Origin of the sequence: Haloarcula rara, from assembly GCF_029338235.1 — an archaeon.
In the GTDB taxonomy this organism is placed as follows: Archaea; Halobacteriota; Halobacteria; order Halobacteriales; family Haloarculaceae; genus Haloarcula; species Haloarcula rara.
The window spans coordinates 2,695,471-2,718,063 of sequence record NZ_CP119785.1 but is presented as its reverse complement, the minus strand read 5'-3'; the positions used below and the strand labels follow the sequence as shown (position 1 = coordinate 2,718,063).

Annotated in this window: 23 protein-coding genes and 1 pseudogene; 10 read left to right on the top strand and 14 right to left on the bottom strand. The window is 65.1% G+C overall.

The window, feature by feature from the left end; genetic code table 11:
- Window positions 1-9 precede the first annotated feature (9 nt).
- The 3 genes from P1K32_RS14490 to P1K32_RS14480 all read left to right on the top strand — a co-directional run bounded on the left by P1K32_RS14490 (window position 10) and on the right by P1K32_RS14480 (window position 2,795).
- Complete coding sequence (locus tag P1K32_RS14490; RefSeq protein WP_276250412.1) at window positions 10-1,233, top strand: HD domain-containing protein; 1,224 nt, start codon at window positions 10-12, stop codon at window positions 1,231-1,233.
- A gap of 21 nt (window positions 1,234-1,254) precedes the next feature.
- Entirely contained in the window at window positions 1,255-2,274 is a 1,020-nt protein-coding gene (locus P1K32_RS14485; protein WP_276250411.1) for an amidohydrolase family protein, read from the top strand.
- 62 nt (window positions 2,275-2,336) lie between these two features.
- Window positions 2,337-2,795, top strand: coding sequence for a universal stress protein (locus P1K32_RS14480; RefSeq protein ID WP_276250410.1), 459 nt, complete (start codon window positions 2,337-2,339; stop codon window positions 2,793-2,795).
- Here the strand turns inward: P1K32_RS14480 and P1K32_RS14475 are convergent.
- The 5 genes from P1K32_RS14475 to P1K32_RS14455 all read right to left on the bottom strand — a co-directional run bounded on the left by P1K32_RS14475 (window position 2,790) and on the right by P1K32_RS14455 (window position 9,096).
- On the bottom strand, window positions 2,790-3,731 hold the full coding sequence (locus tag P1K32_RS14475) for a biotin--[acetyl-CoA-carboxylase] ligase (protein ID WP_276250409.1): 942 nt from the start codon (window positions 3,729-3,731) through the stop codon (window positions 2,790-2,792). The genes P1K32_RS14480 and P1K32_RS14475 overlap by 6 nt on opposite strands.
- Window positions 3,732-3,767: 36 nt before the next feature.
- Complete coding sequence (locus tag P1K32_RS14470) at window positions 3,768-4,430, bottom strand: DUF6517 family protein (RefSeq protein WP_276250408.1); 663 nt, start codon at window positions 4,428-4,430, stop codon at window positions 3,768-3,770.
- Window positions 4,431-4,523: 93 nt separating this feature from the next.
- Entirely contained in the window at window positions 4,524-6,374 is a 1,851-nt protein-coding gene (locus P1K32_RS14465) for an acetyl/propionyl/methylcrotonyl-CoA carboxylase subunit alpha (protein WP_276250407.1), read from the bottom strand.
- A 93-nt stretch (window positions 6,375-6,467) separates the two neighbouring features.
- Window positions 6,468-8,018: an acyl-CoA carboxylase subunit beta gene (locus P1K32_RS14460; protein ID WP_276250406.1), complete on the bottom strand. Its 1,551-nt coding sequence runs from the start codon at window positions 8,016-8,018 to the stop codon at window positions 6,468-6,470.
- Between the two features lie 163 nt (window positions 8,019-8,181).
- Window positions 8,182-9,096, bottom strand: a complete 915-nt coding sequence (locus P1K32_RS14455) for a DUF6159 family protein (protein WP_276250405.1) — start codon at window positions 9,094-9,096, stop codon at window positions 8,182-8,184.
- A gap of 152 nt (window positions 9,097-9,248) precedes the next feature.
- Between P1K32_RS14455 and P1K32_RS14450 the strand changes: the two genes are divergently transcribed.
- Complete coding sequence (locus P1K32_RS14450) at window positions 9,249-9,872, top strand: uracil-DNA glycosylase family protein (protein WP_276252197.1); 624 nt, start codon at window positions 9,249-9,251, stop codon at window positions 9,870-9,872.
- Window positions 9,873-9,881: 9 nt separating this feature from the next.
- Here the strand turns inward: P1K32_RS14450 and P1K32_RS14445 are convergent, their stop codons facing one another.
- On the bottom strand, window positions 9,882-10,670 hold the full coding sequence (locus P1K32_RS14445; protein WP_276250404.1) for a helix-turn-helix transcriptional regulator: 789 nt from the start codon (window positions 10,668-10,670) through the stop codon (window positions 9,882-9,884).
- A gap of 227 nt (window positions 10,671-10,897) precedes the next feature.
- On the opposite strand from P1K32_RS14445, the gene P1K32_RS14440 reads away from it, so the two are divergent.
- Window positions 10,898-11,836 (top strand): DMT family transporter, encoded by a 939-nt coding sequence (locus P1K32_RS14440; protein ID WP_276250403.1) that lies wholly within the window; start codon window positions 10,898-10,900, stop codon window positions 11,834-11,836.
- A 45-nt stretch (window positions 11,837-11,881) separates the two neighbouring features.
- On the top strand, window positions 11,882-12,331 hold the full coding sequence (locus P1K32_RS14435; RefSeq protein WP_276250402.1) for a DUF555 domain-containing protein: 450 nt from the start codon (window positions 11,882-11,884) through the stop codon (window positions 12,329-12,331).
- Window positions 12,332-12,375: 44 nt separating this feature from the next.
- Here P1K32_RS14435 and P1K32_RS14430 read toward each other — a convergent pair whose 3' ends face one another.
- Complete coding sequence (locus P1K32_RS14430) at window positions 12,376-12,612, bottom strand: UPF0058 family protein (protein ID WP_220587732.1); 237 nt, start codon at window positions 12,610-12,612, stop codon at window positions 12,376-12,378.
- A 175-nt stretch (window positions 12,613-12,787) separates the two neighbouring features.
- Between P1K32_RS14430 and P1K32_RS14425 the strand changes: the two genes are divergently transcribed.
- Entirely contained in the window at window positions 12,788-13,198 is a 411-nt protein-coding gene (locus P1K32_RS14425; RefSeq protein ID WP_276250401.1) for a translation initiation factor IF-2 subunit beta, read from the top strand.
- A gap of 8 nt (window positions 13,199-13,206) precedes the next feature.
- On the opposite strand, the gene P1K32_RS14420 is transcribed toward P1K32_RS14425, so the two are convergent.
- The 4 genes from P1K32_RS14420 to P1K32_RS14405 all read right to left on the bottom strand — a co-directional run bounded on the left by P1K32_RS14420 (window position 13,207) and on the right by P1K32_RS14405 (window position 16,250).
- Window positions 13,207-13,386, bottom strand: coding sequence for a DUF7836 family putative zinc-binding protein (locus P1K32_RS14420; RefSeq protein WP_276250400.1), 180 nt, complete (start codon window positions 13,384-13,386; stop codon window positions 13,207-13,209).
- A 59-nt stretch (window positions 13,387-13,445) separates the two neighbouring features.
- Window positions 13,446-14,429, bottom strand: a complete 984-nt coding sequence (locus P1K32_RS14415; RefSeq protein ID WP_276250399.1) for a transcription initiation factor IIB — start codon at window positions 14,427-14,429, stop codon at window positions 13,446-13,448.
- A 624-nt stretch (window positions 14,430-15,053) separates the two neighbouring features.
- Entirely contained in the window at window positions 15,054-15,887 is an 834-nt protein-coding gene (locus tag P1K32_RS14410) for a DUF4397 domain-containing protein (protein ID WP_276250398.1), read from the bottom strand.
- 78 nt (window positions 15,888-15,965) lie between these two features.
- Window positions 15,966-16,250 carry a DUF357 domain-containing protein gene (locus tag P1K32_RS14405; protein WP_276250397.1) on the bottom strand — a complete coding sequence of 95 codons (285 nt, stop codon included), beginning with the start codon at window positions 16,248-16,250 and terminating at the stop codon, window positions 15,966-15,968.
- A 102-nt stretch (window positions 16,251-16,352) separates the two neighbouring features.
- Between P1K32_RS14405 and P1K32_RS14400 the strand changes: the two genes are divergently transcribed.
- Window positions 16,353-17,399, top strand: a complete 1,047-nt coding sequence (locus tag P1K32_RS14400; protein WP_276250396.1) for an NAD(P)/FAD-dependent oxidoreductase — start codon at window positions 16,353-16,355, stop codon at window positions 17,397-17,399.
- Between the two features lie 444 nt (window positions 17,400-17,843).
- Window positions 17,844-18,032, top strand: a complete 189-nt coding sequence (locus tag P1K32_RS14395; protein ID WP_276250395.1) for a hypothetical protein — start codon at window positions 17,844-17,846, stop codon at window positions 18,030-18,032.
- A gap of 188 nt (window positions 18,033-18,220) precedes the next feature.
- Here P1K32_RS14395 and P1K32_RS14390 read toward each other — a convergent pair.
- The 3 genes and pseudogenes from P1K32_RS14390 to P1K32_RS14380 all read right to left on the bottom strand — a co-directional run.
- Window positions 18,221-18,388 (bottom strand): annotated as a pseudogene (locus tag P1K32_RS14390) (aldehyde dehydrogenase family protein); the annotation flags it as partial.
- Between the two features lie 55 nt (window positions 18,389-18,443).
- A complete protein-coding gene (locus tag P1K32_RS14385; protein WP_276250394.1) occupies window positions 18,444-19,859 on the bottom strand; it encodes an FG-GAP repeat protein in 1,416 nt (471 codons plus the stop codon).
- A 317-nt stretch (window positions 19,860-20,176) separates the two neighbouring features.
- Window positions 20,177-21,700, bottom strand: coding sequence for an aldehyde dehydrogenase family protein (locus tag P1K32_RS14380; RefSeq protein WP_276250393.1), 1,524 nt, complete (start codon window positions 21,698-21,700; stop codon window positions 20,177-20,179).
- 169 nt (window positions 21,701-21,869) lie between these two features.
- On the opposite strand from P1K32_RS14380, the gene P1K32_RS14375 reads away from it, so the two are divergent.
- Complete coding sequence (locus P1K32_RS14375) at window positions 21,870-22,592, top strand: helix-turn-helix domain-containing protein (protein ID WP_276250392.1); 723 nt, start codon at window positions 21,870-21,872, stop codon at window positions 22,590-22,592.
- Window position 22,593: the final 1 nt, after the last annotated feature.

Genomic DNA, 22,593 nt, shown 5'->3' with positions numbered 1-22,593 from the left:
ACGGAGAGTATGACGACTATCAAGGACAGCGTCCACGACCACATCGCGGTCGAGGGCGTCGCCGCCGACCTGCTGGAGACGCCACCGGTCCAGCGGCTCCGCCGGGTCAAGCAGCTGGGGACCGTGACGATGGTCTACCCCTCGGCCAACCACACTCGCTTCGAGCACTCGCTTGGGGTCTACCACCTGGCCGACCGCGCGCTCTCCCATCTCGGCATCGAGGGGCGACAGGCCGAGCGAGTGCGGGCAGCGGCCCTGCTGCACGACGTGGGCCACTCCCCCTACAGCCACAACATCGAGGCGATAATCCACCGGAAGACGGGCAAGTACCACGACGACGTGGCCGAGCTGCTGGACCGCGGCGAGGTGGCGCGCGTGCTGTCGGCGCACGACCTCTCACCGTCGAAGGTCGCTGGGCTGGTCGGAGGCGAGGGGGAACTGGGCCAGCTGGTCTCGGGCGAACTCGACGTCGACCGGATGGACTACCTGGTTCGGGACGCCCACCACACCGGCGTCCCCTACGGCACCATCGACCACGAGCGGCTGGTCAGGGAGCTTCGGTTCGTCGACGGTGACCTGGTGCTCGACGAGGGGAACGTCCAGACGGCCGAGTCGCTGCTGCTCGCGCGGGCGCTCATGAACCCGACCGTCTACGCCCACCACGTCGCCCGCATCGCCAAGTCGATGTTGCGTCGCGGGACCGAGCGGCTGCTGCGGGAGACGGACGTGACCGCCGGGGAACTCAGGCGGTGGGACGACTGCGACCTGCTGGTCGGGTTGCGCGGGAGCGACGCCACGAGCGAGTACGCCCGGCGACTGAGCGAACGCGACCTGTTCAAACGGGCGGTGTGGGCCGAACGACAGGCCGTGCCCGACGAGCTGCTGGCGGCCGACCACGACGATATCCGCGAGCTGGAAGCGGAGATAGCCGACGCCGCGAACGTCTCGCCCGCGGCCGTCGTCCTGGATATCCCCGCGGCGCCCTCGATGACGGAGTCGTCCAGTCGGGTGCTCGTCAACGGGGAGGTCCGTCGGCTGGGCGAGCAGTCGACGCTGGTCAACGCCATCCGGGCCGCCCAGACGGACCAGTGGCGGCTGGGCGTGTACGCGCCGTCGGCAGACAGCGAGCGGGTCGGCGAGGCGGCCGTCCGACAGCTCGGGCTGGACCTGGACGGGACGCGCGTCCGCGACGTGCGACGCGGTATCCACGCCACCCTCGACGAATTTAACTGAGCCACGCAGAGAGATACTGGTATGATTATCGATGGCATCGTCCTCAGTGGGCGCGAGTTCGAGCCGGTCGAGGGCCGCGTCGTCGTCGAGGACGGCGAGATTGCCGCCGTCGAGGAAGCCAGCGTCGACAGCGACGCCATCGTCTGTCCGGCCTTCGTCAACGCCCACACCCACATCGGCGATTCCATCGCGAAGGAGGCCGGCGAGGGGCTCACGCTGCAAGAACTCGTCGCCCCGCCCGAGGGGCTGAAACACCGCCTCCTCCGAGCGGCCGACCACGAGGAACTGGTCGCGGCGATGGCTCGGTCGCTGTCGTACATGGAACAGTCCGGAACCGGCGCGTTCGTCGAGTTCCGCGAGGGCGGTGTCGACGGGGTAGAAGCCATCATGGCCGCGCTTGAGGGGTCGGACCTGGAGAGCGTCGTCCTCGGTCGGAAGACGGTCAAGGCGATGGAGCGGGCCGACGGATTCGGGGCCAGCGGTGCCAACGACGCGGATTTCGGGGCCGAGCGCCGGGCGACACGCGAGGCCGGCAAGCTCTTTGGCATCCACGCCGGCGAGGTCGATAGCGCCGACATCAACCCGGCGCTGGACCTCGTCCCGGACTTCTTGGTCCACATGGTCCACGCCGAGGAGCTACACATGGACCGGGTCGCCGACAGCGAGATACCCGTCGTCGTCTGCCCGCGGTCGAACTGTACCACCGGCGTCGGACAGCCGCCCGTCGAGGCGCTGGCCGAGCGTACGACGGTCGCGCTTGGGACCGACAACGTCTTTCTCAACAGCCCGTCGATGTTCCGCGAGATGGCGCTGACCTCGCAACTGTACGACCTCTCGGCCCGCGATATCCTTCGGATGGCCACGGTCAACGGCGCCGATATCGCCGGGATAGACGGTGGCCTCGTCGAGGCGGGCCAACCCGCTCGGCTCTGCGTGCTCGACGGCGATTCGGACAACCTCTGTGGCGTCCACGACCCGATCCGGGCCGTCGTCCGCCGGGCCGAGACCGCCGACGTGGAGCGGGTCGTGTTGGCTGGGTAGGGCAAATCGTGGTTTGGTAGCTCATACCAACTACTATGCTGTCGGCGGGCCTACAATAGCGTATGTACGACCGGATACTGGTACCGACGGACGGGTCACCCAGCATGCAGTCAGTCGTGGACCACGCGGTGGAACTCGCCACCGTCCACGACGCGGTACTCCACGGTCTCTACGTCTTGGACACCGGGAGCTTCGCGACGCTCCCGGTCGAATCGACGTGGGACGGCGTGACGGAGATGCTCCGAGAAGAGGGCGAACTGGCGCTGTCTGAGTTCACCGAACGCGCCGGCGACGCGCGCGTCGAAACCGCAATCAGGGACGGGAACCCAAGCGGCGAAATCGTCGAGTACGCCCGAGAACACGACTGCGACACCATCGTCATGGGCACCCACGGGCGCGGTGGCATCGACCGGCTGCTCCTGGGGAGCGTCGCAGAGCGCGTCGTGCGCGCCGCCCCGGTTCCGGTGGTCACGGTGCCGATCAGCGAGGGTGAGACGGAGGCCGAAGCCGCTCCCTCATAACGGTCGCAGATGGTCGCAGTCACCGGCCGCGACGGTGACACGCTCACCGCCAGTTTCGACCACGAGCGAGCCCGGATACTCGATGTCGACGGCTTCGCCGACGACCTCGCCGTCCGGGGTGTCGATGCGGACCTCGCGACCGAGCGTCGAGGCGTACTCGCGCCACTCCGCTAGGATAGCCTCGGGGTCTGTGCCGACGGTGTCGAACGTCTCCAGCACCCGCTGGGTGAACCGGCGTCGGTTCACCGGCTCGCCCCGGACCGCCGAGAGGCTCGTCGCGTCGGCCTCGCTCGGGAGGGGGTCGGGGTCGACGTTGGCGTTGATACCGATGCCGACGACGACCCACGAGACGCGGTCGGCCTCCCCCTCCATCTCGGTGAGGATACCCACCAGTTTCCGCTCCTCGCCGTCGACCTCGACGAGCACGTCGTTGGGCCACTTGATAACCGCCTCGACGCCCGCCTCCCGGACCGCCCGCGTGACCGCGACGGCGGCCGCCAGCGTAAAGACCGGCGTGGCCGCCATCGGCACGTCGGGTCGAAAGAGGACCGAGAGCCAGATACCGCCGCTGGGTGAGTGCCAGGTCCGGTCGAGCCGACCGCGGCCGCCGGTCTGTTCGTCGGCAAGGACGACCACGTCTGTCGCGCCCTCGTCGGCGAGTTCGCGGGCACGGGCGTTCGTGCTCGGGATGGCGTCGTGGTACTCTATCTCGAAGGGGGCGTCGAGTTCGTACGCCACGGCCGGCCCGCCGAAATCGGGGACCCCGGCGAGGCGGTAGCCGTCGTCCTCGCTCGTGATGGTAAACCCCGCCTCTCGGAGCGCCTCGACGTGTTTCCAGACCGCCGCCCGGGAGACGTCGAGTCGCGACGCGATCTCCGGCCCGGAGACCGGCCCGTCGGCGATGGCGGCAAGCACCCGCTCGCGTGTCTCGTGCATAGCGACCGCTTGGCCCGGTGGGCTAAAAAACGCGTGTCATCGCGTGCCGGTGGGGCCCCGTTTGTGCTCGACCCTGCGGACGAGGGCGCCGGTGTCACCGTCTGACGCCGAGAGGTCGGCGCCGTTCATCCCCCGGATGCCGATGGCGACGACGTAATCCCCCTGGTGTTCCACTTTCGCGACGCTGACGACCACGTCGTGACTGGTCTCGTTATCGTCGACCATCGTCGCGTTGAACACGCGCACGTCTGCCTCTTTCCCGAGCATAGTGACCTCTCGTGTCTCCCGTTCCTCGATGTCGGTCAGGTTCTCGTACTGGTCGAACTGCCCCGAGACCTCCGTCAGGATGTCCCGATGTGACCAGTCGGCGACCGGGTTCATCTCCTCCCCGAACAGCCGGACCTGGGGCGAGCTGACGACGGCGAACGCGGCCCCCGGTGAGCCGTCTGCGGTGTGGTTGACGTACAGCTCCGCGTGGTTCGAGACTGTTACTTCCCGCTCCTGCCCGGCCGCCTCGACCGACCGTGTGACGTTCTGCCGTTCGGTGGTGTTGTGGGTGTAGGCCAGTTCGTCCGCATCGCTCACGTTCGCCTCACCCGCGACGAATCGCGTCTCCTCCTGCAGGAGCAACCCCGTACAGCCCGCAACCGACAGGAGCACGCAGACAGCGAGGACCGCCCCGGTCCGTCTGAGTCTCATCGTCGGGAACTCTACCAGTGACTCTTATAGGGTTTTTGAGACGCAGACGGAATCGCAGGACGTGACAGCGAAAACGGGTGAACGTGAGGGGTGCTACTCGGAGCCGATGACAAAGAGCAGGTCGCCCATGTCGACGGAGTCGCCCTCGCCGATGGCGACCTCGTTGACGACGCCGCCGCGCTCGGCGACGATGTCGTTTTCCATCTTCATCGCTTCGAGGACACAGAGCACGTCGCCGGCCCCTATCTCGTCGCCCTCGTCGACGCTCACTTCGAGAATCGTGCCCTGCATCTCCGCGGTGACCTCCTGGCCCTCCGCGCTGGAGCCGCCCCCGCCACCGCCGCCGCCGGAGCCACCGCCGGGGCGGTCGGGCCGGCTGGCGCCGTCCGACGTATCCACGTCGCCGACGTTTATCGGCGGGGCGCCGTGTTCTTCCAGATCGACGTCGAAGCGCTTGCCGTTTACCTCGACGGTGAACTCACGCTCGACGACCTCCTCGTCTTCGTCGGCCTCGCTGGGTTCGGTCTCCGTGCCCCACTTCTCCTGGGCGGCCTCGATGCGGGACTTCTCCAGGGTCTCGTCGAGGTACTTCGTCGTGTGGGTGGAGTTGACGAACTCCTCGTCGGTGAGCATCAGCCGGTGGAACGGGATAACGGTGGGGAACCCCTCGACGTCGAACTCCGCCAGCGCGCGTTTCCCGCGGGCGATGGCCTCGTCCCGGTCGGCGCCGTAGACGATGAGCTTCGCTATCATCGAGTCGTAGTCGGTGACCAGCTCGTCGCCCTGGCGCAGCGCGTCGTCCATCCGGACGCCGATGCCACCGGGCGGGTCGTACACCTCGAGTTCGCCGCTCTGTGCCGGCGCGAAGTCCTTCGCCGCGTTCTCGGCGTTGATGCGGAACTCCATCGCGTGGCCCTCTATCTCGACGTCCTCCTGTGCGAAGCTGAGGGTCTCGTCCTGGGCGACCCGAATCTGCCACTTGACGATGTCGATGCCCGTTATCTCCTCGGTGACGCAGTGTTCGACCTGGATGCGGGTGTTCACTTCGAGGAAGTAGAAGTTCGTGTCGGGGTCCAGTTCTTCGTTGGGCCCTCGCTCGGGGTCCTCCTCGACGAGGAACTCGACGGTCCCGGCGTTGTAGTAGTCGGCCGCGCGGACCCCCCGACGGGCGGCCTCGCCGATCTTCTCACGTAGCTCGTCCGAGAGGGCGGCCGACGGGCCTTCCTCGATGACCTTCTGGTGGCGCCGTTGCAGCGAGCAGTCACGCTCGCCCAGATGGCGGACGTTGCCCTCGTGGTCGGCGATAATCTGGACCTCGATGTGGCGCGGGTTCTCCAGGTAGCGCTCGAGATAGACCGAGTCGTTCGAGAAGTACGCCTCGCCCTCGCGTTTGGCCGACTCCAGTTGCTCTTCGGCCTCGTCGGGGCTGTGGACGATCTTCATCCCGCGGCCGCCGCCGCCGCCCTCGGCCTTGATAGCGACGGGGTAGCCGTTCTCTTCGCCGAACTCTTTGACCCGCTCGGGGTCGTCGATAGGATCGGTCCCGGGGACGATCGGCACGTCCGCCTCCTGCATGATGTTGCGGGCTTTCGTCTTCTCGCCCAGTTTCTCCATGGCGTCGCCGGCGGGGCCGATCCACGTCAGCCCCTCGGCGGCTTCGACCTTCCGGGCGAAGTCCGCGTTCTCGGCGAGGAAGCCGTAGCCGGGGTGGATGGCGTCGGCGTCGGCCTGCTGGGCCGTCTCGATTATCTGTTCCTGGTCGAGATACGAGTCGGCTGCCCGTGCCGGCCCCACGTTGTACGCCTCGTCGGCGTAGCGAACGTGGCCGGCGTGTTTGTCCGCCTCAGAGTAGACCGCAACTGTCCCGATGCCCAACTCGTCGCAGGCGCGCATGACACGCACCGCGATCTCCCCGCGGTTGGCGACGAGCACCTTATCAAACATACTCGCTCATACCGAGACTCGCCTCATAAACCTAGGCGGAAAGCCCGGCCGGCCCGGCGACCCACGAGGGCAGCGGCCGCCGCGACGGCACACCTACAGCGGGATGTTGCCGTGTTTCCGGTCGGGCTGGTCTTTGCGCTTGCCCCGCAGGAGTTCCAGGTCCGATATGAGCCGTGGCCGGGTCTCGGCGGGTTCGAGCACGTCGTCGACGAAGCCCCGTTCGGCCGCGGTGTAGGGGTTGGCGAAGGCGTCGCGGTACTCGTCGATGAGCTGCTGGCGTCGGGCCTCGACGTCTTCGGCGTCTTTCAGTTCGTCGCTGTAGAGGACGTTCACGGCGCCCTGGGGGCCCATGACGGCGATCTCGGCCATCGGCCAGGCGTAGTTCATATCGGCGCCGATGTGCTTCGAGGCCATCACGTCGTAGGCGCCGCCGTAGGCCTTGCGGGTGATGACCGTCAGTAGCGGTACCGTCGCCTCGCTGTAGGCGTAGAGCAGCTTCGCACCGTGGGTAATGATACCGTTTTTCTCCTGGTCCTTGCCGGGCATAAAGCCGGGCACGTCGACGAACGTGACGATGGGGATGTTGAAAGCGTCACAGAAGCGGACGAACCGGGCGCCCTTCTTCGAGGCGTCGATGTCGAGCGTGCCGGCGTTCACGCGCGGTTGATTCCCGACGACGCCGACCGAGTGACCGTCCAGTCGGGCAAAACCCGTGACGATGTTCCGGGCGAAGTCTTTCCCGACCTCGAAGAAGGAGTCCTCGTCGAGCACGCTCCCGACGACCTCGGTCATGTCGTAGGGTTTCTGCGGGGCGTCGGGCACCGTCTCGACCAGGCTCTCGTCCCGGCGCTCGGGGTCGTCCCAGGGGTCGACGCGGGGCGGGTCCGCGACGTTGTTCGGCGGGAGATAGGAGAGCAGGTAACGGATGTCGTCCAGCGCGTCTTTCTCGTCGGCCGCGGTGAAGTGTGCGACACCGGACTCGGTGGCGTGGGTCTTCGCCCCGCCCAGCTCGTCGAAGCCGACCTCCTCGCCGGTGACCGTCTCGATGACGTCCGGACCGGTGATGAACATGTGGCTGGTCTCCTCGACCATGTAGACGAAGTCCGTTATCGCGGGCGAGTACACCGCACCGCCCGCACACGGGCCCATGATGGCCGAGATCTGGGGGACGACACCGCTTGCCTTTTGATTCCGGTGGAAGATATCGGCATAGCCCGCAAGCGAGTCGATACCTTCCTGGATGCGCGCGCCGGCGGAGTCGTTCAGCCCGACGATGGGCGAGCCGTTCTCGATGGCCTTGTCCATCACCTTACAGACCTTCTGTGCAAAGGCCTCGCCCAGCGAGCCGCCGAAGACGGTGAAGTCGTGGGCGAAGACGTAGACCCGCTCGCCGTGTACCTTCCCGTAGCCGACGACGACGCCGTCGCCGGGGACCTGTTTCTCGTCCATGTCGAAGTTCGTCGAGCGGTGCTCGCGCAGCGCGTCTATCTCGACGAAGGAGCCGTCGTCGAGGAAGTAGTCGATGCGCTCGCGTGCGGTGAGTTTGCCCTTCTCGTGCTGGGACTCGATGCGCTCCTCGCCCCCGCCTCTCTCGGCCGCTGCCTTTCGTTCGCGGAGGTCCTCGATGCGGTCCTCGTGGCTCATCTGCGGTCACCGGTCCGGGACCAGAACATACCGGTGCGTGGGGGCCGGGTGAGAAAAGCGTTGCCCGGCGGGCCGGCCCCGATCAGTGACACCCCTCCGGAGCCCCGCGAAACGAACGTAACGCTGTCCCCGTTCACTGGGTCCGTCCAGCGGTGACCGTAAGTCAGTCGGAGGATAGCGTGTTCGGAGTTCCGTCAGAGGGGGTTCCCGTCGTCGCCTTCTGTGCGGTTCGACCGCCGAGCGTCTCGAAGTCGAAGTTGTCGAACTGTTCAGGCTTGATACCCTCGTCGGCGTAGACGTACAGCGCCGTCTTCGCGATGCCCCAGATTGTCTGGCTGACCAGATACGTAAACACCAGCGCGAGCGCGACTAAGACGACCCCAATCAGGATTCCAGGCCCGGGGAAAAAAGCCGCGACCGGGAGCGAGATCGCGACCGACACAGCGACCAGACAGAGGCCGAAGCCCACGACGATAGCGCTGATACCGAACCCGGCACCCAGCGTTTCGCCCCACGTGTTCCGGAACGCGGCCCCGCTTTTCGTGAACATCGAACGCGCCGAGACGTCCTCGAAGACGAGGACCGGGACGATGAAGAACGTCATAATGGACCACCCGACGGCGAACAGCGACCGCAGGATGCCGGCGATTGGATTGTCGGAGTTTTCGAGCATCCGGAAGACGATACTCACCGTCGCTGATATCAGCGACCAGACGACTATCGGACCGAGTCGACCGTTGATTGCGAGCATACTGTCACGGATGCCCGGTTCGCGGCCGTGGAACGCTTCGTTGGCCGCGTAGACGAGTGCGGCCGAGAAGTAGGTGCTGAAAAACGTCGTGATGAAGTATAACACAAAGAGGACGACGTACTCCAGACCACCGCCGATGACGCCCGCGAGGGCGAGCGGGAGAAACAGGAGAACGAGAAAGAAAACGCTCGAAATCGCCGCAAGCAACGGGAACACCATCAGTTTCGGATGTGTGCGAATCACACCGGTGCTATCTTTCGTCAGCGTCCAGCCCGTCTTGAGCCGGTCGAAGAACCCGAAGCTCCGGGATTGAGAACCAATTGACATACCCGGGGTACACCAATACGGTACTTATGATTATTGGTCCGATAGAGGACGCCGGTCGGCTCCGTCGCTAGACGTGACGGAATCGGGACCATCGAACCGGAACAATGGCGGAAACCGTCGAAGTTTTGACCGCCTCGCTCCTCACCACGTCCGTGAAGAACATCACGGCAACGCTGCACAACCCCTTTGGCTTCGAGGCGCCGTGTGAGCCGTTCGTCCCGGGGTACGGTGACGCCAACGCCGACTTCCACGTCATCGGTGACAACCCCCGCGTCCACGGCGGTACCGACTCGGGCATCCCATTTACCGGGACCCCGGCCGCCGAACGACTCCAGCGGGCGCTCGTCGCGGGCGGCCTGCTGAGCGAGACCGGCACGCCCCCGACCGTCGAGAAGACGTACCTCTCCTATCTGTACATGTGTGGGGACCGCGACCCAACGGCGGCGGACTACGCCGACCACGAACCGCTGCTGGACACGGAGATTCGGGCCATCACCTCTCACGTCCTGTTCCCTGTCGGCGAGCGGGCGACGAGACACGTCTTCGCGAACATGACGCCCGAGCGCGCCGACGACGTCGACATGGAGCGGCTCCACGCGACGGAGGTCCGGGGCAGCGGCTGGCTGGTCTACCCCATCAAGGAGCCGGCCGACTGGACCGACGCCGACGAGGACGCGCTGGTGGCCGCGCTGACGGCGCTGCTGGCGACGGACTACCGACAGGAGGCGGAGCTCGGACGGTTCCTGCCCAACGACGACGTCTGGCGGGTGCGGTGAGGACCCGGACTACGGTTCGAGAGAGTCCGGCGTCAACGGCTCCGAGTGCACGCGATAGTGTTCGTAGCGCCGCTCGGCCCACTCCCTGACCGCGTCGTCGGTCGTATCGACCGACGCCTGCACCACGCCCCGGTCGTCCCGGACCAGTACGTTGACCACGTCGTCAGCGATGGTGACCGCCACCGGGATATCGTCCTCGGCCACCCGGACGCCGGCCGACGGGGCCGAGACCACGCGACGAAGTCGCTTCCGCAGCGTGTCGTCTGCGACCAGTGAGTCGACGGCGCCCCGCGTGAGCACCGCCTCGAACTCCTGATCCCCGAGTCGGTCCGCGACCACCGAGAGGCTCTGGTCGTTGAGCGCGTGCGAGAAGGCCGTCACCGACGACGCCGCCCGCATGAGTCCGAGCAGTCGCTGGAGCGGCGCGTTCGGTCGCGTCTCGGTTGGGGTGACGATTCTCGCGTCCGCCAGATGGCGGAGGTCGAAATCCATCGCCTCGGTCGGCAGGTACGCGACCACGTCGCGCAGCTCCCGTTCGGCCGCCATCACGTCGAGCAGGTCGCGAAACCCCTCGGCGACGAGTCGGCCGGTCGCCGTCGCCGCGTAGGCACCCTCGGTCCGCACGACCCACTCTCGGTCCTCGAAGTCGCCGAGAATTCGACCGAGCGTCGCCTGTGAGGCCCCCGTCGCCTCGGCCAGCTCCGACCGGCTCCGCCGACCGTCCGCGAGGGACTCGAGCACGGTGACCCGGTTGGGCGAGAGCGCGAGGAACTCTATCTCCGAAAGCGTCTCCTCCATACCGCTCGGTGACCGGCCCGACACAAACAGTTTTCGTGTCGTGAAATCCTTGCACGCCGTGAAATCGAGGGGGTAGGCTGTCGGATCTCGGTCGACGTGTAAGGATTTCTGAACGGACCTATACCGCTGCCCACCGTACGAGGAAGTACAATGGAACAGTCGCCCTCTTTCGGTTTTCTGGTGAAGTATCCCGGCCCTTCCACTCTCCCTCGGGAGGTAGTATAATATTGGTATCACGAAAAACCATCCTGCTCGGTGCGCTGGTGAGCGTCCTCTTTGGTGGGACCTTCGTCGCGACGAAAGCGGGGCTGGCACAGTTCCCGCCGCTGCTGTTCGTAGCGCTGCGCTACGACGTCGCCGCGGTCGTACTGGGAGCCTACGTCCTCCTCACGCGTTCGGGCGCAGCGCTGCGTCCGGGGCGTGAGGATATCGCCGGCATCCTCGCGACCGGGCTGGTCGTCCTCGGCCTGACGAACGCCCTCCTGTTCGTGGGCCAGGCGGACGCGACCAGCGCCGTGGGCGCCATCCTCTTTAGCCTCAACCCGATTCTGACCCCCGTCTTTGCCGCCCTGCTGCTTTCCGACGAGCGGCTCTCGGCGCGCGGCGCGGTCGGTCTCGCCGTCGGCCTCGTCGGCGTCGCACTGGTCGTCAACCCCGACCCGGCGATGTTCGCCGACGGTGGCATCGGCAAGCTGTTGCTCTTTGGCGGCGCGGTCACCGGCGCGCTGGGCAGCGTCCTCATCCGCCGGAGCGGTGGCACGCTCGACAGCACGGTCCGAACGGCGTGGGGCCTGCCGGTCGGTGCGGCGCTCTGTCACGTCCTCAGCCTGGGCGCGGGCGAATCCGTGGCCGCGATTCAGTGGGGCCTCCCCGCCGTGCTCGCGCTCGGATACGTCGGCGTCTTCGCCGGGGCCGTGGCTTATGTGGCCTACTTCGGGCTCCTCGACCGCGCCGGCGCGACCAACGGGAACCTCGTGTTCTACGTCGTCCCAGTCGTGTCGACGCTGGGCGGGTGGGCGCTGCTGGGCGAGACCATCGCACCGCTCGCTGGCGTCGGCTTCCTGGTCGTCTTCGCTGGGTTCGCAATTCTCGGCAGCGAGTCTATCTCGATGCCGTTTTCGGACGAACCACCCCGTCGGAACACCGACTACGTCGACGCCGACTAGTCAGCCGGGCGAACCTTCTTACTATTGGCCAGTGAACATACTGCCATGGACTGCAGAGTTGTCGTCGAGGCTGCCGTCCCGGTCTACGACGTGGGCACGGCCGACGAGGCCGTCCGCATCGCCATCTCGAAGACTGGCGAGATGCTCAACCCGGACCTGAACTACGTCGAGATCAACATGGGTGAGCGAGTGTGTCCCCACTGCCACGAGCAGCTCGAACCGGCCTTCATCGCGGCCGACGAGAGCCTCGTCGCGCTCGAACTGGAGATGACGGTGTTCAACGTCGAGCGCGACGAACACGCCTCCCGCATCGCGCGCAAGGAGATCGGGCAGCGACTGACGAACATCCCCCTCGACATCGTAGAGATAGAGCGACTCCCCGACGAAGAGGACGAAGCAACGGACACGGACGAGGAGAGCGAGACGGCGGATGCGGACACGGAGTCGGCCGAAGGGGACGTGCTCCCCGAGTTCGAAGAGCTTATCGACGAGTGAGCTGTCGCTACGGGGGTAGCAGACGGAGTGGAGAAAATCGAATCTTAGTCCGCGGCGGCAGAAACCGGCTCTTTCTCCTCGGCGGTCATCTCCGAGGTGATACCGTTCGCGATGGCAAAGACGGCGGCCTTGTGGTCTGTTTTCGACTTGTGGATCGATGTCGGCTTGACGCCGAGTTCGGCGTACTCGTCGTGTTCCACTTCGGAACCCGACTCCGCTTCGTAGTGGTTCTGTACTTGTGCAAGCAGGCCGTGAAGGTGAATAAGCTCCTGCTTCTTCATGGTCACCCTCTGCTAGAAACCGAGGGGTTATAGTACTACTCTGAGGGGGGTTAACACACTCCCCCGACATGATAGAACGTGAAGAACAGGTCCGGAACACCCGGAAATCAGGGGCCGTCTGGGAACCCCCTCCGCGGTTGAAAGGTTTTTCAAGACTGCCCGACGACCACCGTGTATGAACTACGACGACATGCTCGACAGAGCGGCGAGCGAGACGTCCGACGTCACCGGCACGGACGAACGACTCTCCGTCCCTGACCCGGACGTCCGACAGGAGGGGTCGGTCACCGTCGTCGAGAACTTCCAGACGCTGTGTGACCGCCTCGGCCGGGAACCGAGTCATCTGTTGCAGTTCTTCCAGCGGGAGGTCGGCACGAGCGGACACATCGACGAAAGCGGTCGCGCCCGGATAACTGGCGCCTTCGACGCGGACCGCATCGGCGACGCTATCGAGGCGTACGTCGAGGGCTTCGTCCGCTGTTCGGAGTGTGGCCTCCCCGATACGCGACTGGAGAAAGAGAACGGCGTGACGGTGCTGCGATGTGAAGCCTGCGGTGCCCAATCAGCCACGCCGAGTGAGGACTAGACGCCGACTTACTGCAGGCCTTTGAGGGTCTGGAGATCCTGGTCAGTCCGGGTAAACACGGCGAGCCGACGGCTTGCGTGGCAGTTCGGACAGTGGTAGACGGTGTCGTGGGTCGGGAGCTCCGACGGGGTCGACTCCCAGTCCTTGTCACACTCCGGACAGCGTAATCGCACATAGGCTTCTTCCATGTGTAACAATGACACACGCGGGAACTCACAAAAAGATTCCGTCGGCCGTAGTATCGAGACTACGCCGGAACGTCGTCGGCTTCGAGCAGTTCCTTGTAGCGGTTCCGAATCGTGACCTCGGAGATGTTGGCCACGGCGCTGACCTCGCTCTGGGTCACCTTGTCGTTGGTGAGCAAGGCGGCCGCGTAGACGGCCGCGGCAGCGAGCCCGACCGGTGATTTGCCCGAGAGCAGACCGCCCCGACGGGCGCGCTCGATGAGTTCCCGGGCCCGGCGCTCGGTCTCGTCGGTGAGCTCGAGGTCCGAGACGAACCGCGGCAGGTACTGCTCGGGGTCGGCGGGCTGGACCTCGAGGTTCAGCTCGCGGACGATGTAGCGGTAGGTCCGGGTAAGCTCCATCTTATCCACCCGTGAGACGACGGCCATCTCGTCGAGCGACCGGGGGCTGCCTGCCATCCGTGCGGAGGCGTACAGCGCGGCCGTCGCCACGCCTTCGATAGAGCGGCCCGGGAGCAGGTCGTCGCCCAGCGCCCGGCGGTAGATAACGCTCGCGGTCTCGCGGACGTTCTGGGGCAGCCCCAGCGCGGAGGCCATGCGGTCTATCTCACCCAGGGCCTGCTTGAGGTTGCGCTCCTTGGAGTCGCGGGTGCGGAACCGCTCGTTCCACGTGCGCAGGCGCTGCATCTTCTGGCGCTGCTCGCTGGACAGCGAGCGGCCGTAGGCGTCCTTGTTCTGCCAGCCGATGTTGGTCGACAGCCCCTTGTCGTGCATCATGTTGGTCGTGGGGGCGCCGACGCGGGACTTGCGGTCGCGCTCGGCGGAGTCGAACGCCCGCCACTCGGGACCACGGTCGATGCTGTCCTCTTCGATGACGAGCCCGCAGTCCTTACAGACCGTCTCGCCGTGTTCGGTGTCCGTCGCGACATCGCCGCCACACTCGGGGCAGACGTCCTGGCGCTCCTCCGTCTGCTCGTCGACTTCCTCGCTAACGTTCTTGTTCTGTGTTCGTTCCCTCGTGTTGCTGCGTACTGGTGATTCACTCATGATGGTGGGGGACCGGTATTGCCTTATCCGTAATGTTCAAACATCACTTACCGATTTTCTCTTACCTATAGTTAGTCCGAAAAGCATATAAAGATTTCGGCACCCGTGGTACCGGATCGCATTGTGGGAGTCCGATGGTTCCGGGGCTATCACTGGCTCCGGGCGGCGAGCAGCGCCGCGGTGACGACCGCCAGTAGCGCGACGATACCGATAGCGCCCGGCGCGGAGCCGCTGGTCGTCAGGACCGGCGAGGCCGGAGGTACCGACGGTGAGCGCTATCCGCGCTGTCACGACAGTTTCCGCACACCACTACTTAACGCGTATATTGTAAAAAGCGAGTTACCTAACTAGAGCCGGACTGTCACCCAAATGACCCCAGTTTTCGAGCCTTCTCCCGCAGTTTACTGAGACGCGACAGCCGACAGCTAGGCTCTCAGTACCGGAAGAAATCCGAGAGAGACGAACACGGAGACAGAAATCACGGCGTCGTCCGCCGGATGTTTTTGCGCCCGTTCAGTTTCCAGTGGCGGCTGCAAGGAGCTACCACTCGGGAAGCCAGACCCACTACGCAACCCCGTGAGACGCCCGCCAGGCAGGCCTACTCGTCCGACGAGCGTGTAGCCCTCAGTGGTCGGAGTCGGTGTCGCAATCGTCGGCGTCCTCGGGCGGTCCGCGTCCCCGGCCGCCACCCCGACCGAACGGCGCCGCTTCCTCGTCGGCGGTCACCAGCTCGAACTCCGGCTCTTCGTCCTCGGTGATAAAGCCCATAGCGAACACCGTCAGTACTTCTCCGTCACGCACTTCGACGTCGATAGGGCCGAAGACAGCCTCGTCGAGGTCTTCGTCGGCACCGGTCGGGAACACCGCGACGGAGTAGGTCCCCGACTCAGCCTCGACGTTTTCGCTGGCTTCGCTGAACTCGATGTCCTCCGCGAGCGTCAGCACTGTCGCCCCGTCGTCGTCGACGACCCTCACGTCGACAGGGGGGCCGTCGGGCGACGCGTGGACGATACGCACTCGGCCGGTGTCCTCGTCGAGGACGCCGAGGCTGTCCTCGTAGACAGCCACGCGGAACTCCTCGTCGCTCACGTCTGGCTCCAGTTCGCCGATGGCCGCGACGGTGTAGTCCTCGCCCTCGAAGGTGACGTCCTCTTGGAAGACGACCGTCTCGGCGTCGTCCGGTTCCTCGGCGTCGCTGGCGGCCGCGATAGTCACCTCGTAGGCGTCCGCGGGCAGTTCGAGGTAGCCGCTCACAGTGGTGTAGGGCACGTCTTCGAGGACCTTCTCGTCGTCCACGAACACGTCGACGTTCGGCGCGTCCGGCGACGCGTGGGCGACCCGGACCTTCGCGTCGCCGTCTCCCTCGTCGTCCTGGGCGGCTGCGGTCCCGGACCCGACCACCAGTACGGCTGTTCCCGCTCCGATACCCCGCAGTACACCGCGTCTTGTTGGCTCCATGATATTACCCAGGAGAGCCAAAGGACTGATAGTACGTAAATCATTCCTAGAACCTAACTAGAATTGGGCTCCGACTGCTCACTGCGTAAATAGGTGCCCCTCTGTGGGCACGTCGAAGAGGCCGATACGGGCACCGGCGTCAAGCCAGGCGTGTCCGTAGGAGAACGCCGCCAACGCGTTGACGAGGTCCTCCTCCTCGCGGAAGTGGCGGCCGTCCGCCAGATACGACGTCGCCATCTCCGCACACTCCAGGGCGGCGTCGTGCATCGGCGTCCCCTCGGGCGGGGCAATCTCGGCGGCGTCTACGGCCTCGGCGAGCAGTCCCTCGTAGCGGTCGGTCTTCTCCGCAAGGTCGGCGGCCATATCCGGGGAAACGACGGGGCAGCCCTAAGCCTGTCGCCCCAGGCCGTGTGCGCCCGGGACGACAGCGCAACCTACAAACCGAATCGTACCCAACCGGGAGCCATGACCGACGACGCTATCGAACACCGACGGCTCATCGTCGCGGGGACCGGTATCGCCGGGCTCACCGCAGCCATCTACGCGGCACGGTCCAACAACGACCCGCTCGTCCTGGAGGGCAACGAGCCGGGCGGGCAGCTCACGCTGACCAGCGAGGTCGAGAACTACCCCGGCTTCCCCGAAGGACTGTCGGGACCGGACCTCATCAACAAGATGAAAGAGCAGGCCGAACAGTTCGGAACGGACCTGGAACACGGCATCGTCACCGAGGTCGAGGACGACGAGCGCCCCTTCAGGGTGGAGCTCCGGGACGGGACCGTCTACACCTGCGACGCCTTCATCGCTGCCTCCGGTGCAAGCGCCCGCACGCTTGGGGTCCCCGGCGAGGACGAGCTGATGGGCTATGGCGTCTCGACGTGTGCGACCTGTGACGGCGCCTTCTTCCGCGGCGAAGACATGCTCGTCGTCGGCGGCGGCGACGCGGCCATGGAGGAAGCCCACTTCCTCACGAAGTTCGCCGACACCGTCTACATCGCCCACCGCCGCGAGGAGTTCCGCGCCGAGGACTACTGGATAGACAAGGTCCAGAAGAAAGTCGACGCCGGCGAGATAGAGATTATGCGCAACACGGAGCTGCTGGAACTTCACGGCTCCCAGGAGGACGGCGTCGACCACGTCACCCTCGCCCGGAACGACGAGGGGTACCCCTCCGAGAACCTCGACGACGAGGGGACCGAGACCTTTGAGTTCGACGTCGGCGCCGTGTTCATGGCCATCGGCCACACACCAAACACCGACTACCTCGAAGACACCGACGTCGAACTGGACGAGACGGGCTACATCGTCGCGAAGGGCGGCAAGGGCGGCGGTCAGACCGCGACGGACGTCGAGGGTATCTTCGGCGCCGGCGACGTCGTCGACTACCACTACCAGCAGGCCGTGACGGCGGCGGGGATGGGCTGTAAGGCCGCCATCGACGCCGACGAGTACCTCGAAGACCTGCCCGAAGCCGACGCGGAATCCGAAGCGGCGGCGGAAGCCGACGACTGATACTGCCGTTGTAGCCTCGCTTTTCCGCAGGAGCGGTGTACGCTGTGCGTTCTGCTACGATTGGAGTGCGAGACACAGAGCGCGTCGTCGGCACTGCGAAACGACCAGTGTCAGCGACCCACCGCTGAAGCGGTGGGCTTGTCGGTGGGCTCCCGTTCTGCCGTGACTCTCGTTGCCGACAAGGGACATTATCACAGCCGGTTGTAACCGTTCCACGACCCAAAAAAATAAATATACTCGTCAGCTGATGACAATCTGTATGGCTCATTGTCCCGGCTGTGGGAACACAGTCTCGACCGCCGGAGACGTTACGTTCACGGAGATGAATGAAGACGAAGGGCTTTCCATTACTTTTGGAATGGATAGCAGTTACTTCATCATGAGTTGCGGACAGTGTAACCGAATGTTGGGTGGCGGCGTCGGATCCTATGGCGCGGGGTAATAATGCACAGTAACGAAACTACGTGTCCCGGTTGTGAGGCGTCAATCACGGCCGACAACGATGTCGAGTTTATCGAAATAGATACAGAGGGGACCGAAATGTTTTCGCTCGGCGCGCCGAAGAAGATGTACGTGATTGCCTGCGGGAACTGCGAGGTTATACTCGGCGGCGGCGTCGGTATTGCGAGCTAACCGGCGCAATAAGCGCCTTGGGTGGTACGTACCGTACGAGCGCGGGTCAGTCCGCGCCACGGCAGTGCACCCACCCGCAGGCGTCACAGACCGGGGCCCCGCCCCGGGAGTGGATCCGCTCTTCACACCGCGCACAGACGGTGGCGGCCTCAGTCATCGTCCTCGGTGATGATATCCGCGGAGAGCCCCTAGGCCATCTGAATCTCCTTGGAGTTGTTCAGCGTCCAGGCGGTCCGGTCGGTGACAGCCTCGATGATTTCCCGGGCCGAAGGGTAACCGTTGCCGGACTTCTTCACGCCGCCGAAGTGTAACTGGACCTCCGCACCGATACACGGGATGTTCTCGTACGCGAGGTGGTGTCCGGAGCCACCGCGGAAGCCGACGACTGAGTCTGTCGGCTGTTCGATGTGGCTATATGTCGAAGACGTACGCCGACCCTGCATGCCTGACGGGTTCGTTGTCCCATTTGGCGCCGACGAGACCGGTACTCCCATCACTAGACACCGCAACTGAACCGCCGAACTCGTCTTCACTCTCGCCGTCGCCGGCGACGAGTTTTGCCTGTTGGTTCCACGACCCACTCGACCGCTCGAACACGTATGCCGACCCCGCTTCCTCGCCGTTTGGGTCCTCGTCACCGTACGCGCCGGTCAGGACAGTACTCCCGTCGCCCGATATATCCACGGACGAACCGAAGTGGTCTTCACTGTCGCCGTCGTCGGCCGTGAGCTTGGCTTCTTGGCTCCATGAACCCCCCGACTGCTCGAAGACGTATGCCGACCCCGCATCACTGGCGGTAGAGCGGTCGAACAGGGCACCGATGATAGCGAGATTCCCATCGTCCGATATCGCTACTGAATTGCCGAATCGGTCATCACTGTCACCGTCATCGGGCGTAAGTTTGGTTTGCTGACTCCACGACCCGCCCGAGCGCTCGAACACGTATGCCGACCCGGCCCAGTCGCCGTCATGCGAGGCGCCGATGAGAGCGAGACTCCCATCCCTCGAAAGGCCCACGGACGAACCGAACTGGTCGATCCTGCTACCGTCGTCTGCCAGGAGCTTGGTCTGCTGGCTCCAGGACCCATCCCCTCGCTCGAACACGTATACTGCCCCTGCCCCTGTGCCGTTTTCGTTTTCGTCTGCGGCGGCGACGAGAGCGATGCTCCCATCGCCCGACAGCGCCACCGATTCGCCGAAATAGTCGTTCCCGCCCGACGTGCCGGTCACGCCACCGGTGCCGTCGTCGGCCGCGAGTTGCGCCTGTTGGCTCCAGGACCCGTCCGCTCGCTCGAACACGTACGCCGACCCACCGCCGGCGCCGTGTGGGTCGTCGTCGTTGTCGGCGCCGATGAGGGCGACACTCCCATCGTCCGACATCGCCACGGCCCCGCCAAAATTATCACGCTCGCTGGTCTCGTCGGCCAGGAGTTGGGCCTGTTGGCTCCAGGACCCGCCCGAGCGTTCGAAGACGTACGCCGCGCCCGCCATCCTGCCGTTGGTCGTATCCCACGACGCACCGGCGAGAGCGGTATCTCCGTCGTCCGATACCGCCACGGAGCCACCGAGGAGAGTCGTCCCCTCGACGTCCTCGGCGTAGAGTCTGGGTTGTTCACTGCTACCCGAATCTTCTTCAGTCGGTGTCGACGGGGTTGGTGTAGTCGTACTGAGCGTTTCTGTCGGTGATTGAACCGGTGTCGTCGTCTCCGTCGGCTGACCGTCGGTTGGTGACTCACTGTCGTCTTCGGAACTCGTCGAACAGCCAGCGAGTACACCGATGCCGGCCGCGATACAGGAACCGATGAATCGGCGACGGTATGGCGCCATATCCTTTTGTCTGCGACAATAGTAATAAATTCCTTGTCTTATAATGTAATATGTGAACTCTCGGACTCCCTAATAGGAAAGCACTGGAGCGTAGCGGGGGAAACCTATCTCCGGGAAAACGACTGCCCTGGCGTCATAGTGATTATTGTAGATTATTTCCGGATACCGCCGACCCCGAGGTCGCCTGGTAGGTAAGTCGCTACAATAATCACTATCAGTCCGCACCACGGCGGGGAACCCAGCCACACTGCTCGCAGCGTTCGAGGCCGTTTCGTGGCCGCACCGATTCCCCACACTGCCCGCAGACCGTGACGGTCTCAGTCATCGTCTTCGGTGATGATGTCGGCCGACAGTCCCTGTGCCATCTGAATCTCTTTGGAGTTGTTCAGCGTCCATGCGGTCCGGTCGGTGACGGCCTCGATTATCTCGCGGGCCGAGGGGTAGCCGTTGCCGGACTTCTTGACGCCGCCGAAGGGCAGTTGCACCTCGGCGCCGATACACGGGAGGTTGCCGTAGGCCAATCCGAGTTCGGCGTGGTCGCGGTAGTAGTTTATCTGGCGGTAGTTTTCGGAGACGATAGCCCCGGCCAGACCGTAGTCGGTGTCGTTCTGAATCTCGACGGCGCGCTCGATGTCGCCCTCGTACGGAAGCAGGGCGACGTGGGGGCCGAACACCTCCTCCTTGGTGCAGCGCAGGTCGGCGTCGGGGTCGGCCTCGTAGACGAACGGCCCGACCCAGTGACCGTCCTCGTGGCCGTCAGGAATCTCGTCGGCGTCCAGTTCGGTCCGGTCGACCAGCACCTCGACGCCCTCCTCGCGGGCGAGGTCGCGGTACTCGGTCACTTTCTCCAGGTGCTCGCCCTCGATGAGGGGACCCATGAACGTGTCCTCCTGCAGGGGGTCACCTACCGCGACCTTGCTCGCGATTTCGACGAACCGTTCCTTGAACTCCTCGTAGACGTCCGTGTGGACGATGAGCCGCTCGGAGGAGACACAGCGCTGGCCGGTGGTCTTGAACGAGGACATCACGGCCGAGTGGACGGCGGTGTCCAGGTCGGCTTCCTCGGTGATGACGACGGCGTTTTTCCCACCCATCTCGCAGGCGGCCCGTTTGCCGGACTCGCCGCCGACCGAGTCCGCAATCTGGTGGCCGACTTCGGCCGACCCGGTGAAGAGAACGGTCGGGACGCGGTCGTCGTCGACGATAGCGGCCCCGGCGTCACCGAAGCCCTGGACCATGTTGAACACGCCCTCGGGGATGCCGGCGTCTTCGAACATCTCCGCGACGATCTGGGCACACCAGGGCGTCTGTTCTGCGGGCTTCCAGACGACGGTGTTGCCCTCGACCAGCGCGACGGCCATGTGCCAGTAGGGGATAGCGATGGGGAAGTTCCACGGCGTGATACAGCCGGTGACGCCCCGTGGCTTGCGTCGCATATAGGCGTCCTTGGCCGCTATCTCCGAGGGGATGATGTCGCCGCTCGGGTGTCGGGCGTCGCCGGCGGCCCACTCGACCATGTGGGCGGCCTCTACCACGTCCGCCCGGCCCTCGCTTATCTCCTTGCCGCACTCCTTCGTGACGATTTCGCCGAGTTCGTCTGTCCGAGCCCGGAGCTCGTGATAGACGTCCCAGAGGTACTCCGCGCGGTCGATACGAGAGAGTTCGCGCCACTCCTCGTAGGCTTCATCTGCAGCCGAAATCGCCTGGTCGACGTCTGCTGATGTGCCGCGCTGGAATTCCCCCAGTGACTCACCAGTCGCCGGGTTCTCGCTCTCAAACGTCTCCGTGCTGTGGCCGGTGACCCACTCACCGCCGATGTAGTGCTGGTACGTCTCTGCCATTGGTCCACATACGGACGTACCAGTCCAAAACACCCGTCCGACCATGGACGGGCACCGACAGTAGGGCGCCTGTGGAGTCACAGGAGCCGTTTTTTCCGTTCGCCCGACCATGGTCGGTGGTGGTTTGGTATGCCAACACAGGGATACACTTACAACGTGAATTGTACCTATGGCTGCGATTGACCAGACCACCCCGACGTGGCTCACCCTCGACCTGTGGCATCCGAACTGCTGGGCTATCAAGGCGACCGGGGAGACCACCGGCGGCGTGCTGGCCCACTCCATCTACACCTCGCCCAAAACCGACGGGAACCACAGTGGCAAGGTCAAGGGGCTGTTCACCGCGTTCGCCGACGACGAATCGGCGGTGAGCGATCTCCTGGACGCGATTCGGGACTCCGAGCACGCCGGCGAGCTCTCGGAACTCCAGGAGCGCTTCGGGCGCGAGCGCAACGCCCCTGGGAACGTCGTCCGGGAGTTCTTCCTCGAGTACGACCCCGACGACATGGTCTGTCCGACACTGCTGGAACACGGCTTCGTCCACAACGCCCCGGTCCGCATCGAGAACGGGCGCGAGGAGTGGCAGGTCTGTTTCGTGGACGAGCGCTCCCAGATAGACGACGCCCTGGAGCGGGTTCGCGAGCAGGCCGGCGCAGAGGTCACAGTCGACTCCATCACCACGGGCGAGGCCGCCGACACGACCGCCCGGGACCAGCGACTCGATACGCTCACCGCCAAACAGCGTGACGTGTTCGAGCACGCACGCGAGGCGGGGTACTACGAGTGGCCACGGCAGTGTGACACGCGCGAGCTGGCTGACGACCTCGGCGTCTCGAAGACCACGCTGCTAGAACACCTCAGAAAGGCCGAAGCGAAGCTGCTGGACCCGTAGA